Below are 18,180 nucleotides of genomic sequence, written 5' to 3'. Positions count from 1 at the left end.
CCTGCGATTCTTACCTAGAAACATCACTGTCTCTATTGGTTTTATCTTTGTTTCTGTTCAGTTTTCAAAGGTCATTACTTTGTTTAACACAACTTTTATATCTTATCATAAAAGTTATTATCGTGTCAACAACTTATTTTATTAATATTTTCGTGCTCTCAACTCGAGAACTTTCTAAGTATATAATAGTTATTCCTAAAATGCAACTGTTTTGTTTTAATTCATTAAATTTGTATATCACATTCATTTTTAATGCTTTTTAAGAAAGCCAAAATGGTCTCATGCCTAGAGTGAGCTATCTGCTTAGCTGTGTTTGTTTTGATTCTATCTTTAATTATTAAAAGCTTATCATAAAAATGCTGTATACTACTCGATTCCATATTTTCCAGGCTATAAATAGGCCTTCCTTTTGCGCCTCCATAAGTAAAACATCTGGCTATTCCTATTGCTCCAATTGCATCTAATCTATCAGCATCTTGGACAATTTTGCTTTCCAAATCTAGTTCTACTGTTCCAGCACGTTCGTGACTAAAGGATACATTCTCTATGATTGATAGAATACTCCGGATTTGTTCTTCTGATAAATGGTGATTTCTAAACCATGCTTCCATAAGTTGTTGCGCCTGTTCAGTGTCCTTCTTTAACTTTGAATCAGTAAAATCATGAAACAAAGCAGCAAATTTAATAACTGTAAGATTTCCACCTTCTTTGCTTTGAAGATACGTTGCCATTCGGTACACTCTTTCAATATGATACCAGTCGTGTCCTGTCCCTTCATTGGTGAACTCTTTTTTTATATATGCTTTGGCCTCGTCTATAATGTGATTATCCATTTGCTCTAATACCTCGCTTTATATTTTCTAATTTTCTTATTTTTATGTAAAATGGATGTTAAGACCCAATATCTTACTAGGAGGAATGATGATATGTTCAAATTCGATCAGGTATACTTAAAACGTGATGGAAAAACTTTATTAGATTCGATTGATTGGGCTGTTAAACCACAGGAACATTGGGCTGTTCTTGGATTAAACGGCTCCGGAAAAACTACCTTGTTAAAATTGCTGAATGGCTATCTTTGGCCTACATCTGGTTCACTTAATGTTTTAGGTCACAAATTTGGAGAAACATCACTCCCAGAACTGCGAAAATCTATCGGTTGGGTGAGTTCGTCTCTGCAACAACAATTACGAGAATATGATTTTGCTGAATCTATCGTTGTTAGTGGAAAATTTGCAAGTATCGGATTATATCAAGATACAACTGCCGAAGAAAGAGAGGCTGCTTGCAATATCTTGATAGAGTGTGGCGGGAAAGAACTAATAGGCAAACGTTATGCTATTTTATCTCAGGGTGAACGGCAGATTGTTCTCATTGCTAGAGCCCTTATGGCAAAACCTAAACTGTTAATTCTTGATGAGCCATGTACAGGTCTTGATATTTTTGCAAAGAAACGTCTATTAGATCGTATTAAGATTATCTCTAACCTTCCTCATACACCAACTATTCTTTATGTAACACATCATACGGAAGAAATTTTACCGTGCTTTAGCCACACCTTACTACTGAAAGACGGTAAAAAGTATGATTCCGGTCCCACCCAAACTATGCTTACCACAGAAAAATTATCTTCCTTCTATTGTCAAGCTGTGGATGTCATTACTTTAGATAATGGACAAATTTCTGTATTCCCTAAATGATACATAATCGCGTACGAGAAAAATTCCTCGTACGCGATTGTGTATTACTCAGCTTCTTGCTCAAATAGACGTGCTATCTCAATAATAACTTGTGTTGCTTTCACCATATTTTCTACAGAGACATATTCAAATTTACCATGATAGTTCTCTCCACCTGAAAAAATATTAGGTGTAGGCATGCCTTTGAACGATAGTTGTGAGCCATCAGTTCCCCCTCTAATTGGGCGAATGTCTGGTTCGATATTTAAATTCTTCATAGCTTTGTAAGCCATGTCAACGATTTCTTTAACAGGTTCTATTTTTTCTTTCATATTATAGTATTGATCAGTCATTTCTAAAACAATATTTTCATCGCCATATTTTGCTTGCAATGCTTTTGTTATTTCAGACACTCGTAACTTTCTTGCAATGAATCCATCATGATCAAAATCACGGATAATATAGTGGGATTTCGCAAGTTCCACATCTCCATTTAATGAAACTAAATGATAAAAGCCTTCGTATCCATCGGTTTTTTCTGGCACTTCATCTGCTGGTAAATGGCTATGAAACTCCATTGCTATTTTATTGGCATTAATCATTTTATCTTTAGCTGTCCCCGGATGCACGCTATTGCCTTTAAATGTAATTCGAGCCGCAGCTGCGTTAAAACTTTCATATTCTAGTTCTCCAAGCGGGCCACCGTCCATCGTATACGCAAATTCTGCACCGAAAGCTTCTACATCAAAATGATGCGGACCTCGGCCTATTTCTTCATCAGGTGTGAATGCTACTCGGATTGGTCCGTGCTTTATCTCTGGATGCTGCAGCAAGTAATTCATTGCGACCATTATTTCGGCCATACCAGCTTTATCATCTGCACCAAGAAGTGTTGTACCATCCGTTGTGATTAACGTCTGTCCCTTATATGTAGATAACTCTGGAAATGCCTCTGGTGAAAGAATAATTCCTAAATCCTTATTTAGCACAATAGCTTCTCCATCAAAATTTTCATGAATTTGTGGGGATACGTTCTTACCAGTCATATCTGTGGCTGTATCTATGTGCGCTAGGAATCCTATAGTAGCTACCTTTTTAGTCGTATTGCTAGGAAGGGTTGCCATTACATAGCCGTTCGCATCCATCGTAACATCTTCCATGCCAATCGCCTTTAATTCTTCCACCAAAATATTTCCCAATTCAAGTTGTCCTGGTGTTGTTGGGACCGTTGAACTAGCCTCATCGGATTGTGTATCTACTTGTACATATTTTATAAAGCGTTCCATTATTTCATTCTTCATTATCTTTCCTCCCTAACTTAGATTATTGAACTTCTCAAACATCTTCAACACAGTATTCCAATTCCTTGCTGTTGCTCTTACTTGCAATACCTTCTCAACGAATTTATTTGAATATGCACTGTCGGATACTCCTGCCTTCAAAGATACGTATAAAAACCTTCCTACAATTGCAACCTGATCTGGACTTGATGCGTTTAACTCTAGTAGCTTATCGATTGCAGATTTTTTGGGTAGCTTATCCAGAAAATGAACCATCACTTTTTCTTCACCAAAAGGATTCTGCCTTAATACTTCCTCATACTCAGGCAGTTTCAATGCAACAGTCGGAACATCAAAATCAAAATGTTTTTTTATTAGCGCCTCTACTTCTTGCTGAACAAATTCATGATTCATTTGTTCCTTTTCCGCAATAACATTCCCACTTTGAATATAAGTGATGACATTCTGATAGCCTTCGCTTAGAAAGGCTTCTTTTAAATCAGCCATCTTAATCTTACGGGTTCCACCTACATTTATTGCCCTTAAGAATATAATATATTTCATCTTCTACCTCCCACTTCTTATTATACCTAAAAATTATTGTGAGGTATAATAAGAGATATCAAAGGAGTGATGGAATTGAAATTGATTTCTTGGAATGTCAATGGTCTCAGAGCAGCAGAAAAGAAAGGCTTCATGGATTATTTTAGAGAAGTGGATGCAGATATTTTTTGCGTTCAAGAAACAAAGCTTCAACAAGGTCAAATCGATTTAGACTTATCTGGGTATCATGATTACTGGAACTATGCTGTAAAAAAAGGATATTCCGGCACAGCCATTTTCTCAAAAACTAAACCTATTTCAGTACAGTACGGTCTAGACATTGAAGCACATGATCAAGAAGGACGTGTCATTACGCTGGAATACCCTGAGTTCTACATGATTACAGTTTATACACCGAATTCGCAAAATGAATTAAAGCGTCTTGATTATCGAATGGATTGGGAAGACGCGTTCTTAGAGCATCTAAAAAAATTAGATCAGAACAAGCCAGTTATTATGTGCGGTGACCTGAATGTAGCGCATCAAGAAATCGACTTAAAAAATCCTAAAACAAATCGTAGAAATGCTGGATTCTCTGATGAAGAGCGTGGCAAATTTACAGATTTACTTGCGAGTGGTTTTACCGATTCTTTCCGTTACTTATATCCAGATTTAGAGAACGCCTACTCATGGTGGTCTTATCGAATGAATGCACGTGCCAAGAATACTGGATGGCGCATTGATTACTTCGTTGTCTCAGCTCGTATAGCGGATAAAATAGAGGAGGCTGTGATACATGCAGATGTTATGGGATCCGATCATTGCCCTGTGGAATTAGTAATTACTCTGTAGACACTCATAATATTCTTATTCGACATACATCCGTAAAATCCTTTTAAATGCATCAAAAAACTCGTATCCAACTATTTTTTCGGATACGAGTTCTTCTATATATTATTTTAATGTTGGTGATTCAACCCAACCAAGTCGTTTGCCGCCGTCATTGATACGGTACCAAATCTTATTGTTAACAACCGCTTGGCTATCAACGTGTACCTCATCTATTCCCGCAAGTGTGCCTCGAACAGTACTGCTATCTACGACTGGGAAAGCGTATATTTTACCAGCCTCGTTCTCAACACCTCTTATTAAGTTTACTTCTTGTTCCATTGCTGTCGTATACAGAAGATTTAGATTCGCCGCATTAATCCAGCCAATTTTTTGACCATTAAGTGTTGCTTCGTACCATGTAGAACCGTCGCTCACTTTTGCTCGGTTAACTAGTCGTAAGCTTTTGTTTTTGTAGTTTGTTAAAGAAGCTCTTTGCGTGGCGTTTTTCATTGTTTCTGGAATGTTCCACGCTGCTGCTTGGGCGTTAGGCTTTACTTGTCCATATGCATATAGACTTGTTTTAGCTGTTATTGTATCGTAAACTTGATCGTATTTCGCAAGGCCATATGTTTCTACCGTTGCAATAAGTTGTTCTGCATAATTTGGATCTGTCGCGTAACCGCCATCCTCAATGATTTGTGCTACTTTCTTGTAGTCTTCTTCACCAACAAGACCTGCGTATTTATTTGGATTCCATGAAGGCCCATTAACAAATAGCAAGGCATGATCTTCTAGTGACTCATAATAACTAGGGTATTCGCGAAATGGTGCATCTATCGTTGTCCAACTATTGTTAAAAAATTCTTTCGTATTCATTGTGATAGATTCGCCTTCATAGCTACCTTTAATTCCGAATAGATTATTGGCTTGTTGTGTTAAGCCACTTTTTCCCCATCCTGATTCTAAAATAGCCTGGGCAATCGTTACACTCGTTAAAACGCCATGCTCGCGTTGAAGCTTCTGCGCATCTGGCACTATTTTATCTAGAAATTTCTGTTGGGAATTGGTGTAGCTTATAGATGAATTATTTTCTCGTTCTGCCGCATATGTGCTAACCGGGATACCAACTGTGCCCATCATCATTCCAATTGTTCCTAAAATAGCTACGTTGCGTTTAACTGATTTTTTCATTCGATTTATTCTACACTTCTTTCTGCTTTTTTTTATAGTATTTTTGTTTTCATGCATCTTTTCAAATCAACAGGGTTCATTCTAGCAAAAATAGTATTTCATTTAGGTTACAGAGATGTGTCATTTCTGTTTATAATATTACAAAATGTATCTATACCGCTATTTATAGCCACTTCTTAGATATGTTTTATTTTTGAACACATGAAAAAAACGCCATAATTTTATGGCGTTCTAATGCGAATCACATCTTTATTTACCCATCCTAGAGTTTTTGAGCCTGCTTTTATTTGGTACCATTTCCCATTTTCGGTATTCATTTCTTGGATAATTTCTAATTTTTTATTTCCATATTTAGCTATATCATTTACCTTTTTTGCCCCTTTGGTTTTAGGTGGACTAGACCAAATAGCGGTATTTTTTGTAAGTGTTGCCGAACCAGTTTCGTGCATCGCTTTTTTAGAAATAATCGTGTCATAAATTTTATCGTAAGCCTGTAAATTTCTTTGCTCAATTAATTCGATTAACTTATTAGCGTAGCCTGGATCTGTCGCATAGCCAGATTTCTGTAATGCATTGGCCGCTGTTCGATGATCTTTTGCTTCGACAACTTCGCGATATTTGTCTTTATCCCAAGATGTTCCTTTTAAAAAGAGATTTGCGTGATCATCTAATGATTCGTACCAAGTTGGATATTTTCTGAACGCAGCATCAACGGTCACCCACGTATCATTCTCATATTCTTTTGTCGGCATCATCACAGAATCGTTTTGATACTTTCCTTTAATACCAAATAAATTCCGTCCTTCTGTGGCTAGCCCGCTGTTCCCCCAGTCAGACTCTAAAATGGCTTGGGCTAGTGTAATACTTGTCAAAATACCTTCTTTTTCTTGTATTTGTTGTGCATGTCCGGCGAGTAGCTCAATGAATTCTTGTTTTGGATCGATGCGCGTAACTTCTACTGGCTCATCTTCCATTAAAAATAGTTTATCTACTATGAAAAATGTCAATACGCCGAGTACAACGACCGCAAGTAAAATTCCAATAAGAAGTGGCTTTTTTTTCCGACGTCTCATTTTGGTAAAACCTACTTTCTATACCTTGATGCCCCTTTTACCCTATTGTCTTATTGTATCGGAAAAGCAGTACTCTTTGCAACCTTCTTTAGGCTTACTAACCAGCAAAAATTATTTTTCTGACACGATGATTACTCCTTCTTTTGTATCTGCTATCTTTGCTTTTTTGGGCGCAGATGATACAATCTTCATCGTGTACATATCCGCTATACACAAGGCTGAATGAGCTACAATTAACAAATAAATAGCTACCAAATCACCTGGGAATTCCAATGCTAAAATGACAAGAATCAATGTTAATAAAACGCATGGTCCGATACTGATTATGTTAAATTGCCATTTTGAAAATAATTGATTTGGGCAGTTAAAATAAATAATTCCTTTTTTTTGACTAATTTTTAATTTACCATTACCAAGAACCCAGAAAAGAAGTCCGTGAATGAGTTCATGTATAGTGAAAACGATATACAATGCGATGCAAAATAAAATTATTCCTATTACCGTAAAATTTACTGGCACGGATTCTCGCAAAGCTAATATGATTCCGACTATTAGCATGATTACAGTAAGTGTGGCGGCCATTATTTTAATCGTTTGCATTCTTTTTTTGTCGTTAACAATGTTGTATTCCTTCGACAATGCTTGTGCTCTCATAACTATCTTGACCTCATTTCTTACAATCTTTACTAACAACATCTAACTGAAATTTCTCAGATTCCCTTCCATCCATTATAGTATGAAAATCGGTTAGAAAACAATTATTATGTAAAAAATCGTTTTTCTTCTATATATAAGGGTGTTAAAAAAACTCAAGCCAATTTTGAGTTAGCTCGAGATTTTTCATTTTCTTATTTATACTTTATTTCAAAGCGGAGCGTTGTTTTGAGCTTTTCTGGTGCTACCTTTTTAAAATCTGATAAATAAATTTCTTTGTGGTTTTTACTTAGTCGCTCGAGATTATTTTCTTCACAGAATGCTTCCATTTTTGCAAAAGATGCTTCCTCGTCATCAAAACTTCCCATGTGTAACATCTGTAAATTCAAGCCTTCTGTGATTTCTTCCAATTTTAATTGATCCAAATGCTCTCTTGCAACTTTTTTTGCTGCCTTCTCTTTTGCCATTTCGAATAATTCCGGTGTGATAAAATCTGGTTGGCGTAACATTATTTTGTATGTGAGTTTTTCTTTATCAAATGTTAAGCTTCCTGGCTCCAGACTCCAAAATCCTTCTAGCGGGAAAACGGTATAATCATAGTATCCTTCAGGTGTTTCTCCCTTTTTCGGCATCATTTTAATCGCATAGGATGTTGCATAAAGCGCCGTAACTAATGCTGAAAATAATGGATGATTCGGATTTCCTTTTCCTTGTATCGTGATATACGTCATTGGCTCTAAATCAATAATTTCTGGTTTTGCTTTTGGTAAATAGATATTTTTGTCTTGTTTTCGCCATTCATACTTCATGGTTTTCCTCCTTTATCGGGAAACATGCTTCGGTGACCCAATTTTCTGGGTTGGGTTCTGTCGCAATCGACACGTGATAGATATTGAACATTGGTCCGTTTAATTGATATTCGTGGTTCTCTAGCCAAATGGCAACTGCTTCGGTCACGGCTGTCATTTGTTCGTAACTCCCATTTATTATAACGGATGCTACACTCACTTCTGGGGCTTCTTTGAAAGCAATCCCATTTCTAGAATCGTACTCTGCTGTTTTGAGTGCTACTTGAACTTCCACATCCACATCCGCATCGCGATAAGCTTCGTCGTGAAAAATCGCCATACTAAATGCTTCCTTTGCAAATTGAGCTTGCTGTGGCATTATTTCCCCATATAATCGTTCCCAAAGTACCCCCTCACTTGCAAAGCTTGGTATTATATCACGAACACTTGCCACAAAGCGTTTCGGGATTTCTTTTTTGATAATATGGTAATCCCATTTCGCACTATTTTCTTTGAGCACCGCTAATGAACTCTCCAGAAGTAGCCGTTGCTGTGTGATAGTTTCCAATTCTTCTTGTAACTCAAGTTCACGAATCGCAAAATGGGATTGGATTGTTTTTACATCTGAGCCTGATGAGAGAATTTCGTTGATAACAGAAAGGCCTAGCCCAATTTCTTTTAATTTTTGAATTTTGTTGATAGCTTGTAGTTGCTTTGCTGAGTAGTAACGGTAATTGGTTTCTGTGTTTATTTTTTCAGGAACTAACAAACCAATTTTATCATAGTGACGCAAAGATCGTATGCTAACGTTAGCTAGTTTAGAAAACTCGCCTATTTGGAACATGTTATACCTCCTTGTTACGTTATTATAATCTTATTCTAAACGATGACATAGGTGGAGAGTCAAGCGCAGAACTAAAATTAGTCTAGGAATCTTTAAATCGACTACTTTTTTATTGGAAATTTTTGTAGTAGTCTTAGAGGAACAGCTTGTTTTCATTCCCATAAATGTAAGCGCATTATTATTTTAGAAAGGGAGAGACATATGAAAAAAATAAAAATGTTAGCAGTTTTACTCAGTTTATCACTTTTCACCTCATTACTAGTTCCATCACTAGGCGCGTATGCGATGACTGAGGAGGACAAGGCGACGCAAGCGAAGACAGGGCAACCATTTGCGTCTTATTGGTTTCCAAATGAATTATTGAAATGGAGCCCAAAAACAGATCCTGATGCACTATTTAATAAGGGAACGATTCCTCTGAAAAAACGAGTAACCGCCGCCAAATCTAATGGTACGCAAACGGATAAGGGGGAACTAATGTCGCTTGATATTATTAATCAACACACGGCTGGAACACCTTCGCAAGGTTTTAAAAGCATCCAAGTGTACAACCCAACACAATGGCAATATGTCGATGTCCTCGTTGCTTGGGCTGGTTCTTCTGGTGAAGGGATTATTATTCCACCGAGCGCTGATACGATTGATATGGCGCATAAAAATGGCGTTCCAGTTGTCGGGACTGTGTTTTTCCCGCCGAATGTGTATGGTGGAAAACCTGAGTGGGTGAAGCAATTTATGACGAAAGATGCAAATGGGCGCTACCCTGTGGCTGATAAGTTACTCGAGGTTGCGAACTATTACGGTTTTGACGGCTGGTTCATTAATCAGGAGACTACTGGATTTACTGCCGCGGACTCGATTGCAATGCAAAACGTTTTGAAGTACATGCAAGCTAAAAAGAAGGCTAATCAGCAAATTATTTGGTACGATTCGATGACAACAACTGGCGAAATCGACTGGCAAGGGGCATTGAACGAAAAAAATAGTCCTTTCTTAACGCAAAATAATAAGGCTGTTTCTAATGGCATGTTCATTGATTTTCGTTGGAATCCGGATCGCCTCATAACGTCTAATCAAAATGCGGCTTCGCTTGGCGTGAACCCACATAAATTATACGCTGGGGTAGATGTTCAATCTAATGGCTACAACAGCAATGTCAATTGGGGCGCTATTTTCCCGCCTGCTGGGCAAGCACCTATTGTTTCACTTGGACTATACATTCCAGGTTGGGTTTACTACAATGCCACGAGTGAAGCAGATTTTATTACAAAAGAAAATAAGTTTTGGAACGGGAATAGAGTTGATCCGCGCTATCCTGAAAACGTAACTGGTGCCAAAGATTGGCAAGGTATCGCAAAATACTTCCCAGAAAAATCAGGTATTTCAGCATTACCACTCAAAACAAATTTTAATACAGGAAAAGGAACATTTTTCAATAAAAATGGCGTTCGTTTACAGACCGGAGCATGGAATCAGCGTGGGATGCAAGATGTTATGCCGACCTATCGTTTTATTTTAGATAACACTGGTGGCAATAAATTGGCTGCGAGCATTGCTTCTGATGACGCTTATACAGGCGCTTCTTCCCTGCTTCTATCTGGTAGTACCGCGAAAAATGGCACAACTACAACGAAACTTTTTGCAACAGATATTAAGGTGAAGCAAGATACAACTTTTTCGATGAAGGTGAAAGATACGGGGGCTACTCACAAACTTATTTTACAATTCGCTGGTGAGAAGAATCCGCGTAAAGTCGTATTGAAGGCTTCGGGCACGGGTTGGGTTAATTGGAGCACAACGCTTAGTCCTTATTATGGCAAAGTAATTAAAGAGATATCACTAGAAACAACAACGACTACAGCACAATCAAATGCTAAAATTCGAATTGGTGAAATCGCATTACAAGGAAAAACAGACATTGGATATGTAGGCGCTGTTAAAAATGTCAAAGTGACTGAAAAAATAACACCAGAACGTCAAACAAACGCTCGCATCACTTGGGACACAGCGCTTGGGAACGTTCGCTACTACGAAATTTATCAAAAAAATGCTAAAGGAGCGCAGGAATTGATTGGTACAACACCTTCTAGCGCCTTCTTTGCAACAAATGTCTACACTGCTAATGGCAAAGCACAAATCACAGTGAAAGCCATCGGTTATTAGTTATAAGTAAGAAAGTGGTCTGCCATTGTATCGAGCAGACCACTTTCTCATTTTTGGCGTTTGTCGATAAACCAACTTCCCAATGCACCAACTAGAAGGATTCCTAAAGATGGGACCGAATAATCGACAAAAAACGTTGTAAATTCAATCCCTGTAAACCGCAAAGCAAATGTCACTAATCTTCCTACTAATAAAATAAGACCAATAACGACCAGCGCGTTAAAAAATAGTTTCAAAAAATGCATGTGCTCTCCCTCCTGTCCTTCTCCATGTTATAATTTAATAGAAGAAAGTTCAAGTTTGGAGGTAATAACATGACGTACCCACGTGAACTAATCGATCCAATTATCATTAAAAATAAAGCATTTGACTTAGAAGGTTTTGTCTTTGGCAATGGGGATTTTTCGCCCGATATTATGTTGATTGGCGAGGCTCCAGGTGAAGTAGAGATTCGCACAGGTATTCCATTTACTGGTCGTGCAGGCAAGGAGCTCGACAAGACGCTTGCTATCGCTGGTTTAACGCGTAATCAGGTTTATATAACGAGCATTGTCCGCAGCCGCCCTTTTGGTAAGAAGACGATTATCGATAAAACGGGACAAAAAATTGAGAAGCGTCCAAATCGTATGCCAAAAAAGCAAGAAATTCTTTTACACGCGCCACTTCTTGATTATGAAATTGCTCAAGTTCAGCCGAAATTAATCATTGCTTTAGGTGGCTGTGCATTGAAACGGCTCATCGACAACAAAATGACGATTTCTGAATCACACGGAAATATTTGGCACGGAAAAATAAAGCAACTTGGCGCCGATTCTAACTATATGCCATCCAAGCAAACATACGATATTTTCCCGACGTTTCATCCCGCAGCTATTTTCTACAATCGAAAAATAGAGCAGAATCTCATTGCAGATTGGGAGAAGTTAAAAGAAATTTTAAAAGTAAAAGCATTATAAACGACAGGTTCGCACGTTTGTTCTATAATGATATTACTACGGAAAAAGGGGGATTGCTTGATGACACTATTATTAATGTTGGCGGGTCTGATGGCGGGGATGACTATTCCTGTTCAAACAGCAGTCAATTCGCGGCTACGCGGCTATACAAAATCGCCATTTATCGCCTCCTGGGTGTCTTTTTTAATTGGAAGTACGATTTTAATTGCTTTAGCACTCATCTTTGAACACGGCTGGACATTTGATGTACATATGCTCGTCGTGAATCCTTGGTGGATTTGGTTTGGCGGCGGTGCGCTTGGTGTGTTCTTTTTAACATCGAATATTTTATTAATGCCGCGACTCGGATCAGCTTTAACTGTCGTGATTACGCTTTGCGGACAGATGGTGATGGCGCTTTTGATTGATCATTTCGGATGGTTCAACGTGCCGATTCACGAGCTTAATTTACCGAGAGTCATTGGGATTGCAATGATGTTTTTCGGCGTTATTTTGATGCAGCGCTACTAAAGGAGGGCTTTTTATGACAACAAAAAAATCTAAATCTATGATTGCCTTTATGTTCATGGGGCTTGTGGCGGGCATGATGTCACCGATTCAAACATCAATCAATAGCCGCTTGCGGATTGCAGTTGATTCGCCGATTATAGCATCACTGATTTCATTTTTAGTCGGGATGTTGCTCCTACTACTTATCTCTCTCGTTGTCGAACGCAGGCTAACATTTCCATTGCGCGGTGTTGGTCGAATTCCGTGGTGGATTTTTACAGGCGGTGCACTCGGCGTGATTTTTGTAACATCGAATATTTTACTGCTACCGCTACTTGGTTCTGCACTGACTGTGGTTTTAGCGCTTTGCGGTCAGATGATTATTGCACTGACGATTGACCACTTTGGCTGGTTCGGTATTATCAGACATCCAATTAATCGTTATCGCATACTTGGCGTGCTTTCGATGATTGGCGGCGTTTTACTGATTCAATGGTTTTAAGCGTCGATTATCACACATAGCCATTTTCAACATTTTCTTTTCGTAAAAAGATGCCGATCTATGCTTCGTGCGATCCATGTTTTCAAAACTCGTTCGTCGAATATTAAAAATACCACTGAGCCACAACGGTTGGCGCATGCCTCGGTATCCACTCCAACCAAACAAGTAATGATACAACTCGCTACCTCCAAGTGAGTATACAATTCGTGCTTTTTTCCCGCGCCACATTCCTTTAAAAAGATATTGTTTCGTTTTAAAGCTATACGTTTCGCCAACCCAGAATAAGTTTTCAATAAAGCCTTTTAGAGCAGACGGAACATTGGCGAACCAGATTGCATAAAAGAAAGTGAGCAGATCGGCTTGCCTAGCGAAATCAGTGACAGATAACATTTCAGGTGTTCGCTCAGTTCGGTAACCTTTGCTGAGCGTTTTGTCATATTCTAATTTAGCTAAGTCCACCACATGAACCTCGTGTTGTAATTCCTGCATCTTTTGAATGTAAATTTCGCTGAAGCGCTTCATCGTGCCACCCTCCCTTGAATCTGCTTGTACTACAAGTATCCGTGCCATTTTATTTCCACCCCTTCTGTTTGAAAAAGGAATCCACGAGCACATCATTTTCTGCTTGAATCTTAGTCAGGGGCTCCTCGCCTAGCATTACTGGCAAGTTCTCCATAATTGTGATAATCGTTTCGTACTGCACTATTTTCTGCTTCAGATCGTCAATCTTTGTGTTGAAAAAAGTCCTGGCTTCAATCTGACAATCCGCATTATGTGGTTGTCGGAAATAGCGATGAATCACTTCACCTATTTCCGACAATGAAAAACCGGCCTCTTTGAGAATTAAAATATATTTCATGATTTTGATGTCCAACTCGGCATAATCGCGATATTGATTTTCACCTCGCTTTGGTTGAATTAATCCTTTTTTCTCATAGTAATGTAACGTAGAGACTGGAACGCCTAATAGTTTGCTTAATTCATGTCCGCGCATTATTTTTAGCACCTCATTTCAGAATAGTTTTATTATAGCCCTGAACTATGGTTTGGGGTCAAGTGATACTTTCTTTATTCTAAATTACTGCTATAATAATAAAAGGTTCAGTCAGAAAAAGGGAGATGAAGCATTGATTACTAAAATACCTTTTCATAATGGGAAATACGATTGGATTAATATCAATATTGATAATCCTAGTGAATTAAAAAAGTTTTATGAGGCATATGAGATTGACGATGAGGTCGTGGCTTATTCGCTAGATAGAAACGAGCGCGCTCACTTGGAATATGATGCGGAAACGAATACATTTGTGCTGTTTTTCAACGTGCCGAATAATGAAAAGATTGACGATCATTATGAGACGGTGCCGATGACGTTTTTGATTAAAGGTTCGCAATTTATAACGGTTACCAATGGCAAAAATCAATATATCGCGGATAAAATGAAGCGCTTTTTGGATAATAACGATGGAAAAACTATTTTTGAATTCTTATTTAGTTCGCTGTTTCTGATTACAGATACTTATTTTCCGTTTGTTGAGGAAATGGACGCGGATCGAAAAACGATTAATGACAAGCTGAAGGAAAAAACTACGAAGCAAAACTTGCTTTCTCTATCTGATTTGGAGACTGGTATCGTTTACTTTGTTTCCGCTTCGAAGCAAAATCTGGTTTTGTTGGAGCAGGTCAAAACGCATATTATTTATCGGACGCTAAATGCGAGTGAAAAAGAGCAGTTTGAGGATGCGGTTATCGAAGCGAAGCAGTTGGTGGAAATGACGCAATTGTCATCACAAATTTTACAACAGTTATCAGGGACGTATAATAATATTTTGAACAACAATTTGAATGATACGATTAAAATTTTGACAGTATTGTCGATTTTGTTGACGATTCCCACGATTATTACCGGTTTTTTCGGAATGAACATGCCTTTGCCGTTGGAGCATAATCCGTTTGGTTGGGTTACAACGATTGTGATTAGTGTCGTTGTTTGGTTTGTGCTTTCTTATGTATTACGCAGATTGTTGAGACGATGAATAAGACCGAACGCTTGGCTTTTTAGGGCTCAGTGTTCGGTCTTTTTTCAATTAAATGGATACTCTTTGTTTAGAATGGCATCGATAGTATTAAATACCCCCTCCTCATCGTTCGAATCTGTTTGATAACTGGCAGCTTCTTTGACTGGTGCCGTTGCATTCTCCATCGCAAAACCGTATGCAACATGACGCAACATCTCAATATCATTGCCACTATCGCCAAAAGCCACCGTTTCATGATCTTCAATTTGCCACAATTCCTGAATTCGCTTCACGCCCTGCGCCTTATGTAAGTCTGGAATAATCAAGTCGATATAAATATTTCCACTCGTGACAGGAGTAATAAAATCGCCAACCTTTTCATGCAACTTTTCTAAAATTCCCGGTATAGCTGATTCTTGAAAAGTAAGCGCGAATTTGAAAATCGTGTCGTTGATAGCATATAGGTTGTCAGCGCGTTTTAGCTTATGATAATATTTCGAGCTCTCGGTGAAATCTGCCTCACTCGTTTCTTTAGCAACGTAAGCACTATTGCGTCCACAAACAACAAGGCTCGTCGGCTGAAAATCACGGAGAATATCGAGAACTTGATGCACCGTTTTCTTGCTCATTTTGCCACAAAAAACTTCCTCGTTTGCATTGACAATATAAGCACCATTTTCAGCTACGAAAGAAATCTCATGCGCAAAATCTGGGAAGAAGGATTTTAGCTGGTAATATTGGTTACCACTCGCGACTACGAAACGGATGTTACGTTTTTTCAGTTCGGTATATTGTTGGTTGAAGCGCGCACGGTTGTAGTCATTATCGTTATTCAAGAATGTACCGTCCATGTCGACTGCGATTAGTTTTATTGGCATTTTGGTTGGCTCCTTTTTGGGTTGCGTTTAGCTTTATTATAACATTTTTGCAATGCAAAGAGCTGAAATCCTTTAAAGGCTTCGAGCTCAGTCAGAATATTATTTAACTACAGGATTGGATTTATTATCGTATATATAACCATATAAGATGTTCACGCGTTGATTTCAATTTAGTTCGCTTCGAATTGCTGTATGTAAAAAGAATGGTCTTTACATATTTTTTCCCACCCCTAATCTTAGTATAAATTCTTGTAGTGTAATATTCGGTTTTCGGTTTTACATATATAGTACTAAAAGCAGCGTTCCAAACGGTAATGGCATATTTGCTTAATTTCATTACTCCAAAACTACTTGCTAAACGTGTACTAAACTCTTTAATCTTATTAGTTGTAGCACTACTTCCATTAAACTGAGATTGTAAAGTATAAGCTGATCCACCACCATCAACAGGAACATTCGCTCGTGATGTTACACGTACATTCCCACTTAAATCGGCGCCTTCCGCAAAAGTCACAAAACCCTCATCTGCAATAGAAATCGCTTGATTACGATGATACGAATTATTCTGATAATTATTATCATTAATTATTTCTCCATGAACAGTAGGAGCTAACGTTGAGGCAAATAAAGTTAACGTACACACAAGTGTTACAATTTTCATTTTCTTTGACATGTAATCTACTCCTTTTTTGTATCCAATTTATATTTATTATGTTATAATAATTTGAATATATAGTCAACACAAAGGAGTATAACTTATGGAAAAAATATTCTATATGCTATTAACAATCACACTAATAACGGTTTTCATTTATTTCCTTTTCCCATCAGGCATACTCTTGCTATTTATTCGTTTGTTCCTCATAAGTTCATTTTTAAGTGCTATGGTTGCTTACCATGAAAAGAGTCGTGGTAAATTCCTCTCTGCATTGTTCGGTGTAATAGTTGTGTTAGTATTCTGGATTAAATAATGTCTCTTGTATACTTGGTTTCTGTATTCTACAAGGTTTTTTTGAGATTCCATTGATAGCTATTATAATAAATAATGTAGTAATTTATCTTCTTTATTTCCCAGAAACATCCTTCAACACTGCAATTGGCATACAGAATTCGTACAATATTTAGCTCCAGAGAACGCATATTATTCCTAATTATGCACTCGATTTTAAGATAGTAAAAAAGGGTTATAATGCTTTGATAACAAAAAAGAGCCAAAACCCCTTGATATTAAAGGATTTTCGACTCACCACTCTCTATCCCCACTCAATAAGATTATATACGAATGAACGTAATCATACCAACAACTTCAAAGGTGGGTATATTTAATTGGTAGGTTTTTGGCAAGAAACCTATAAATCATCCTTACCTAATTAGGTGTCTGCACCATCTTCGTATAAGTTATCTAAAAATGAAGTAAAGTCATTTGCCAATAAAAACATGTTGTTCATTTCTTCACCCTGTCCCATATTATGAATCCAGATGAAAATTTTACCACAATATAGTTCATCTAATCCTAGACATATCTGATTACCGCCAGCATCATCTCCTATAGAAATAAAATTTGATGGAATAATTCCATCCATAGTTTCATATACACTCGAAAGTTCGTCATAATCCTCTGAAATATCTAAGCCATACAATATATTCAAAGCACTTTCTCCCTGTTCTTCCGAAATTTTGAATACATTTGGTTCAACATGTCCGCCGTTATACTCTAATAAAAAGCGTTTATACTGGTCTGATAATTTCAGATTATTCTTTTGTTCAAATCGAGCTATATTTTCAAGTATAGTTTTTTCATTTAAACTATTAACTAACATCAATCTTCCTCAGTTAAGCTATTCAAAAATGTAGTAAAATCATTATTCAACAAAAACATATTATCCATTTCTGATTCGGCTTCCATATCATGCATCCAAAAGTAAACCTGCCCCTCATACTCACTATTTTTAAGACCTAAACAAATTTCATTTCCGGCTGGATCATATCCTATAGAAATAAATCCTTCCGGTAGCTCACCATCCAAATTATCAATCGCTCTATCTAAATTTCCTTGCATATCTCCAATACCATAAAATTTATTAACAAGGCTATTACCTTCATCAGGCGATATTTGAAATACAGCTTGTTTGGAGTATCCCCCATTATATTTTAATAAAAAATCGGCATACACCTTTGGCAAAACAACATCATGTCTTAATTCAAACGCCACAATATCTTGTTCATTAATTTTCTCATTTGCACTTGTCATGCTAAACATTCCAATCAACCCAGTCTCATTAGAGTTTGCC

At 37.5% G+C, this 18,180-nt stretch carries 22 protein-coding genes; 7 read left to right on the top strand and 15 right to left on the bottom strand.

Translation table 11 applies throughout. From position 1 onward, the window contains the following. Positions 1-224: 224 nt before the first annotated feature. The gene (locus tag R8925_RS08655; protein WP_430535489.1) at positions 225-833 is read right to left on the bottom strand and encodes an HD domain-containing protein; all 609 of its coding nucleotides are present in this window, start codon (positions 831-833) and stop codon (positions 225-227) included. Between the two features lie 93 nt (positions 834-926). Here R8925_RS08655 and R8925_RS08650 point away from each other — a divergent pair, with 93 nt between their 5' ends. Next, positions 927-1,700, top strand: coding sequence for an ABC transporter ATP-binding protein (locus R8925_RS08650; RefSeq protein ID WP_430535488.1), 774 nt, complete (start codon positions 927-929; stop codon positions 1,698-1,700). A 44-nt stretch (positions 1,701-1,744) separates the two neighbouring features. Here the strand turns inward: R8925_RS08650 and pepT are convergent, their stop codons facing one another. Then, a complete protein-coding gene (gene pepT / locus R8925_RS08645; protein WP_430535487.1) occupies positions 1,745-2,980 on the bottom strand; it encodes a peptidase T in 1,236 nt (411 codons plus the stop codon). 12 nt (positions 2,981-2,992) lie between these two features. Continuing rightward, positions 2,993-3,523, bottom strand: a complete 531-nt coding sequence (locus R8925_RS08640; RefSeq protein ID WP_430535486.1) for a DUF1697 domain-containing protein — start codon at positions 3,521-3,523, stop codon at positions 2,993-2,995. 75 nt (positions 3,524-3,598) lie between these two features. On the opposite strand from R8925_RS08640, the gene R8925_RS08635 reads away from it, so the two are divergent. Next, positions 3,599-4,354 carry an exodeoxyribonuclease III gene (locus tag R8925_RS08635; RefSeq protein WP_430535485.1) on the top strand — a complete coding sequence of 252 codons (756 nt, stop codon included), beginning with the start codon at positions 3,599-3,601 and terminating at the stop codon, positions 4,352-4,354. Positions 4,355-4,456: 102 nt separating this feature from the next. Here R8925_RS08635 and R8925_RS08630 read toward each other — a convergent pair whose 3' ends face one another. The 5 genes from R8925_RS08630 to R8925_RS08610 all read right to left on the bottom strand — a co-directional run bounded on the left by R8925_RS08630 (position 4,457) and on the right by R8925_RS08610 (position 8,883). Beyond that, on the bottom strand, positions 4,457-5,524 hold the full coding sequence (locus R8925_RS08630) for a glucosaminidase domain-containing protein (RefSeq protein WP_430535484.1): 1,068 nt from the start codon (positions 5,522-5,524) through the stop codon (positions 4,457-4,459). Positions 5,525-5,745: 221 nt separating this feature from the next. Next, on the bottom strand, positions 5,746-6,597 hold the full coding sequence (locus tag R8925_RS08625) for a glucosaminidase domain-containing protein (protein ID WP_430535483.1): 852 nt from the start codon (positions 6,595-6,597) through the stop codon (positions 5,746-5,748). A gap of 111 nt (positions 6,598-6,708) precedes the next feature. Further along, positions 6,709-7,251 carry a DUF3267 domain-containing protein gene (locus R8925_RS08620; protein ID WP_430535482.1) on the bottom strand — a complete coding sequence of 181 codons (543 nt, stop codon included), beginning with the start codon at positions 7,249-7,251 and terminating at the stop codon, positions 6,709-6,711. Between the two features lie 194 nt (positions 7,252-7,445). Further along, positions 7,446-8,060 carry a GyrI-like domain-containing protein gene (locus tag R8925_RS08615; protein WP_430535481.1) on the bottom strand — a complete coding sequence of 205 codons (615 nt, stop codon included), beginning with the start codon at positions 8,058-8,060 and terminating at the stop codon, positions 7,446-7,448. Continuing rightward, entirely contained in the window at positions 8,050-8,883 is an 834-nt protein-coding gene (locus R8925_RS08610; RefSeq protein WP_430535480.1) for a MerR family transcriptional regulator, read from the bottom strand. Before R8925_RS08610 ends, R8925_RS08615 begins: the two co-directional genes overlap by 11 nt. 201 nt (positions 8,884-9,084) lie before the next feature. Here R8925_RS08610 and R8925_RS08605 point away from each other — a divergent pair, with 201 nt between their 5' ends. Beyond that, entirely contained in the window at positions 9,085-11,046 is a 1,962-nt protein-coding gene (locus tag R8925_RS08605) for an endo-beta-N-acetylglucosaminidase (RefSeq protein WP_430535479.1), read from the top strand. A gap of 47 nt (positions 11,047-11,093) precedes the next feature. Here the strand turns inward: R8925_RS08605 and R8925_RS08600 are convergent, their stop codons facing one another. Beyond that, positions 11,094-11,291: a hypothetical protein gene (locus R8925_RS08600; protein ID WP_430535478.1), complete on the bottom strand. Its 198-nt coding sequence runs from the start codon at positions 11,289-11,291 to the stop codon at positions 11,094-11,096. 69 nt (positions 11,292-11,360) lie between these two features. Here R8925_RS08600 and R8925_RS08595 point away from each other — a divergent pair, with 69 nt between their 5' ends. Genes R8925_RS08595 through R8925_RS08585 form a run of 3 tightly spaced genes read left to right on the top strand, consistent with a single transcriptional unit; the run spans position 11,361 to position 12,993 of the window. After that, positions 11,361-12,002, top strand: coding sequence for a uracil-DNA glycosylase (locus tag R8925_RS08595; protein WP_430535477.1), 642 nt, complete (start codon positions 11,361-11,363; stop codon positions 12,000-12,002). Between the two features lie 60 nt (positions 12,003-12,062). Continuing rightward, positions 12,063-12,512: a DMT family transporter gene (locus R8925_RS08590; protein WP_430535476.1), complete on the top strand. Its 450-nt coding sequence runs from the start codon at positions 12,063-12,065 to the stop codon at positions 12,510-12,512. 13 nt (positions 12,513-12,525) lie between these two features. Then, positions 12,526-12,993 carry a DMT family transporter gene (locus R8925_RS08585; protein WP_430535475.1) on the top strand — a complete coding sequence of 156 codons (468 nt, stop codon included), beginning with the start codon at positions 12,526-12,528 and terminating at the stop codon, positions 12,991-12,993. On the opposite strand, the gene R8925_RS08580 is transcribed toward R8925_RS08585, so the two are convergent. Beyond that, positions 12,973-13,563: an NAD(P)H-dependent oxidoreductase gene (locus R8925_RS08580; protein ID WP_430535474.1), complete on the bottom strand. Its 591-nt coding sequence runs from the start codon at positions 13,561-13,563 to the stop codon at positions 12,973-12,975. The genes R8925_RS08585 and R8925_RS08580 overlap by 21 nt on opposite strands. Before the next feature lies 1 nt (position 13,564). Next, positions 13,565-13,987, bottom strand: coding sequence for a MerR family transcriptional regulator (locus tag R8925_RS08575; RefSeq protein ID WP_430535473.1), 423 nt, complete (start codon positions 13,985-13,987; stop codon positions 13,565-13,567). Positions 13,988-14,120: 133 nt separating this feature from the next. Here R8925_RS08575 and R8925_RS08570 point away from each other — a divergent pair, with 133 nt between their 5' ends. Beyond that, complete coding sequence (locus tag R8925_RS08570) at positions 14,121-15,029, top strand: magnesium transporter CorA family protein (RefSeq protein WP_430535472.1); 909 nt, start codon at positions 14,121-14,123, stop codon at positions 15,027-15,029. 47 nt (positions 15,030-15,076) lie between these two features. Here R8925_RS08570 and R8925_RS08565 read toward each other — a convergent pair whose 3' ends face one another. The 4 genes from R8925_RS08565 to R8925_RS08550 form a co-directional block, all read right to left on the bottom strand. Next, positions 15,077-15,889 (bottom strand): Cof-type HAD-IIB family hydrolase, encoded by an 813-nt coding sequence (locus R8925_RS08565; RefSeq protein ID WP_430535471.1) that lies wholly within the window; start codon positions 15,887-15,889, stop codon positions 15,077-15,079. A 124-nt stretch (positions 15,890-16,013) separates the two neighbouring features. Then, a complete protein-coding gene (locus R8925_RS08560; protein ID WP_430535470.1) occupies positions 16,014-16,562 on the bottom strand; it encodes a hypothetical protein in 549 nt (182 codons plus the stop codon). A gap of 697 nt (positions 16,563-17,259) precedes the next feature. Then, complete coding sequence (locus R8925_RS08555; RefSeq protein ID WP_430535469.1) at positions 17,260-17,709, bottom strand: SMI1/KNR4 family protein; 450 nt, start codon at positions 17,707-17,709, stop codon at positions 17,260-17,262. Further along, on the bottom strand, positions 17,709-18,140 hold the full coding sequence (locus tag R8925_RS08550; RefSeq protein WP_430535468.1) for an SMI1/KNR4 family protein: 432 nt from the start codon (positions 18,138-18,140) through the stop codon (positions 17,709-17,711). Before R8925_RS08550 ends, R8925_RS08555 begins: the two co-directional genes overlap by 1 nt. Positions 18,141-18,180 lie beyond the last annotated feature (40 nt).

The organism is Listeria rocourtiae subsp. hofi, from assembly GCF_963575615.1.
In the GTDB taxonomy this organism is placed as follows: domain Bacteria; phylum Bacillota; class Bacilli; order Lactobacillales; family Listeriaceae; genus Listeria_A; species Listeria_A hofi.
The sequence above is the reverse complement of the archived record's forward strand: the minus strand, read 5'-3'. Positions and strand labels throughout refer to the sequence as shown.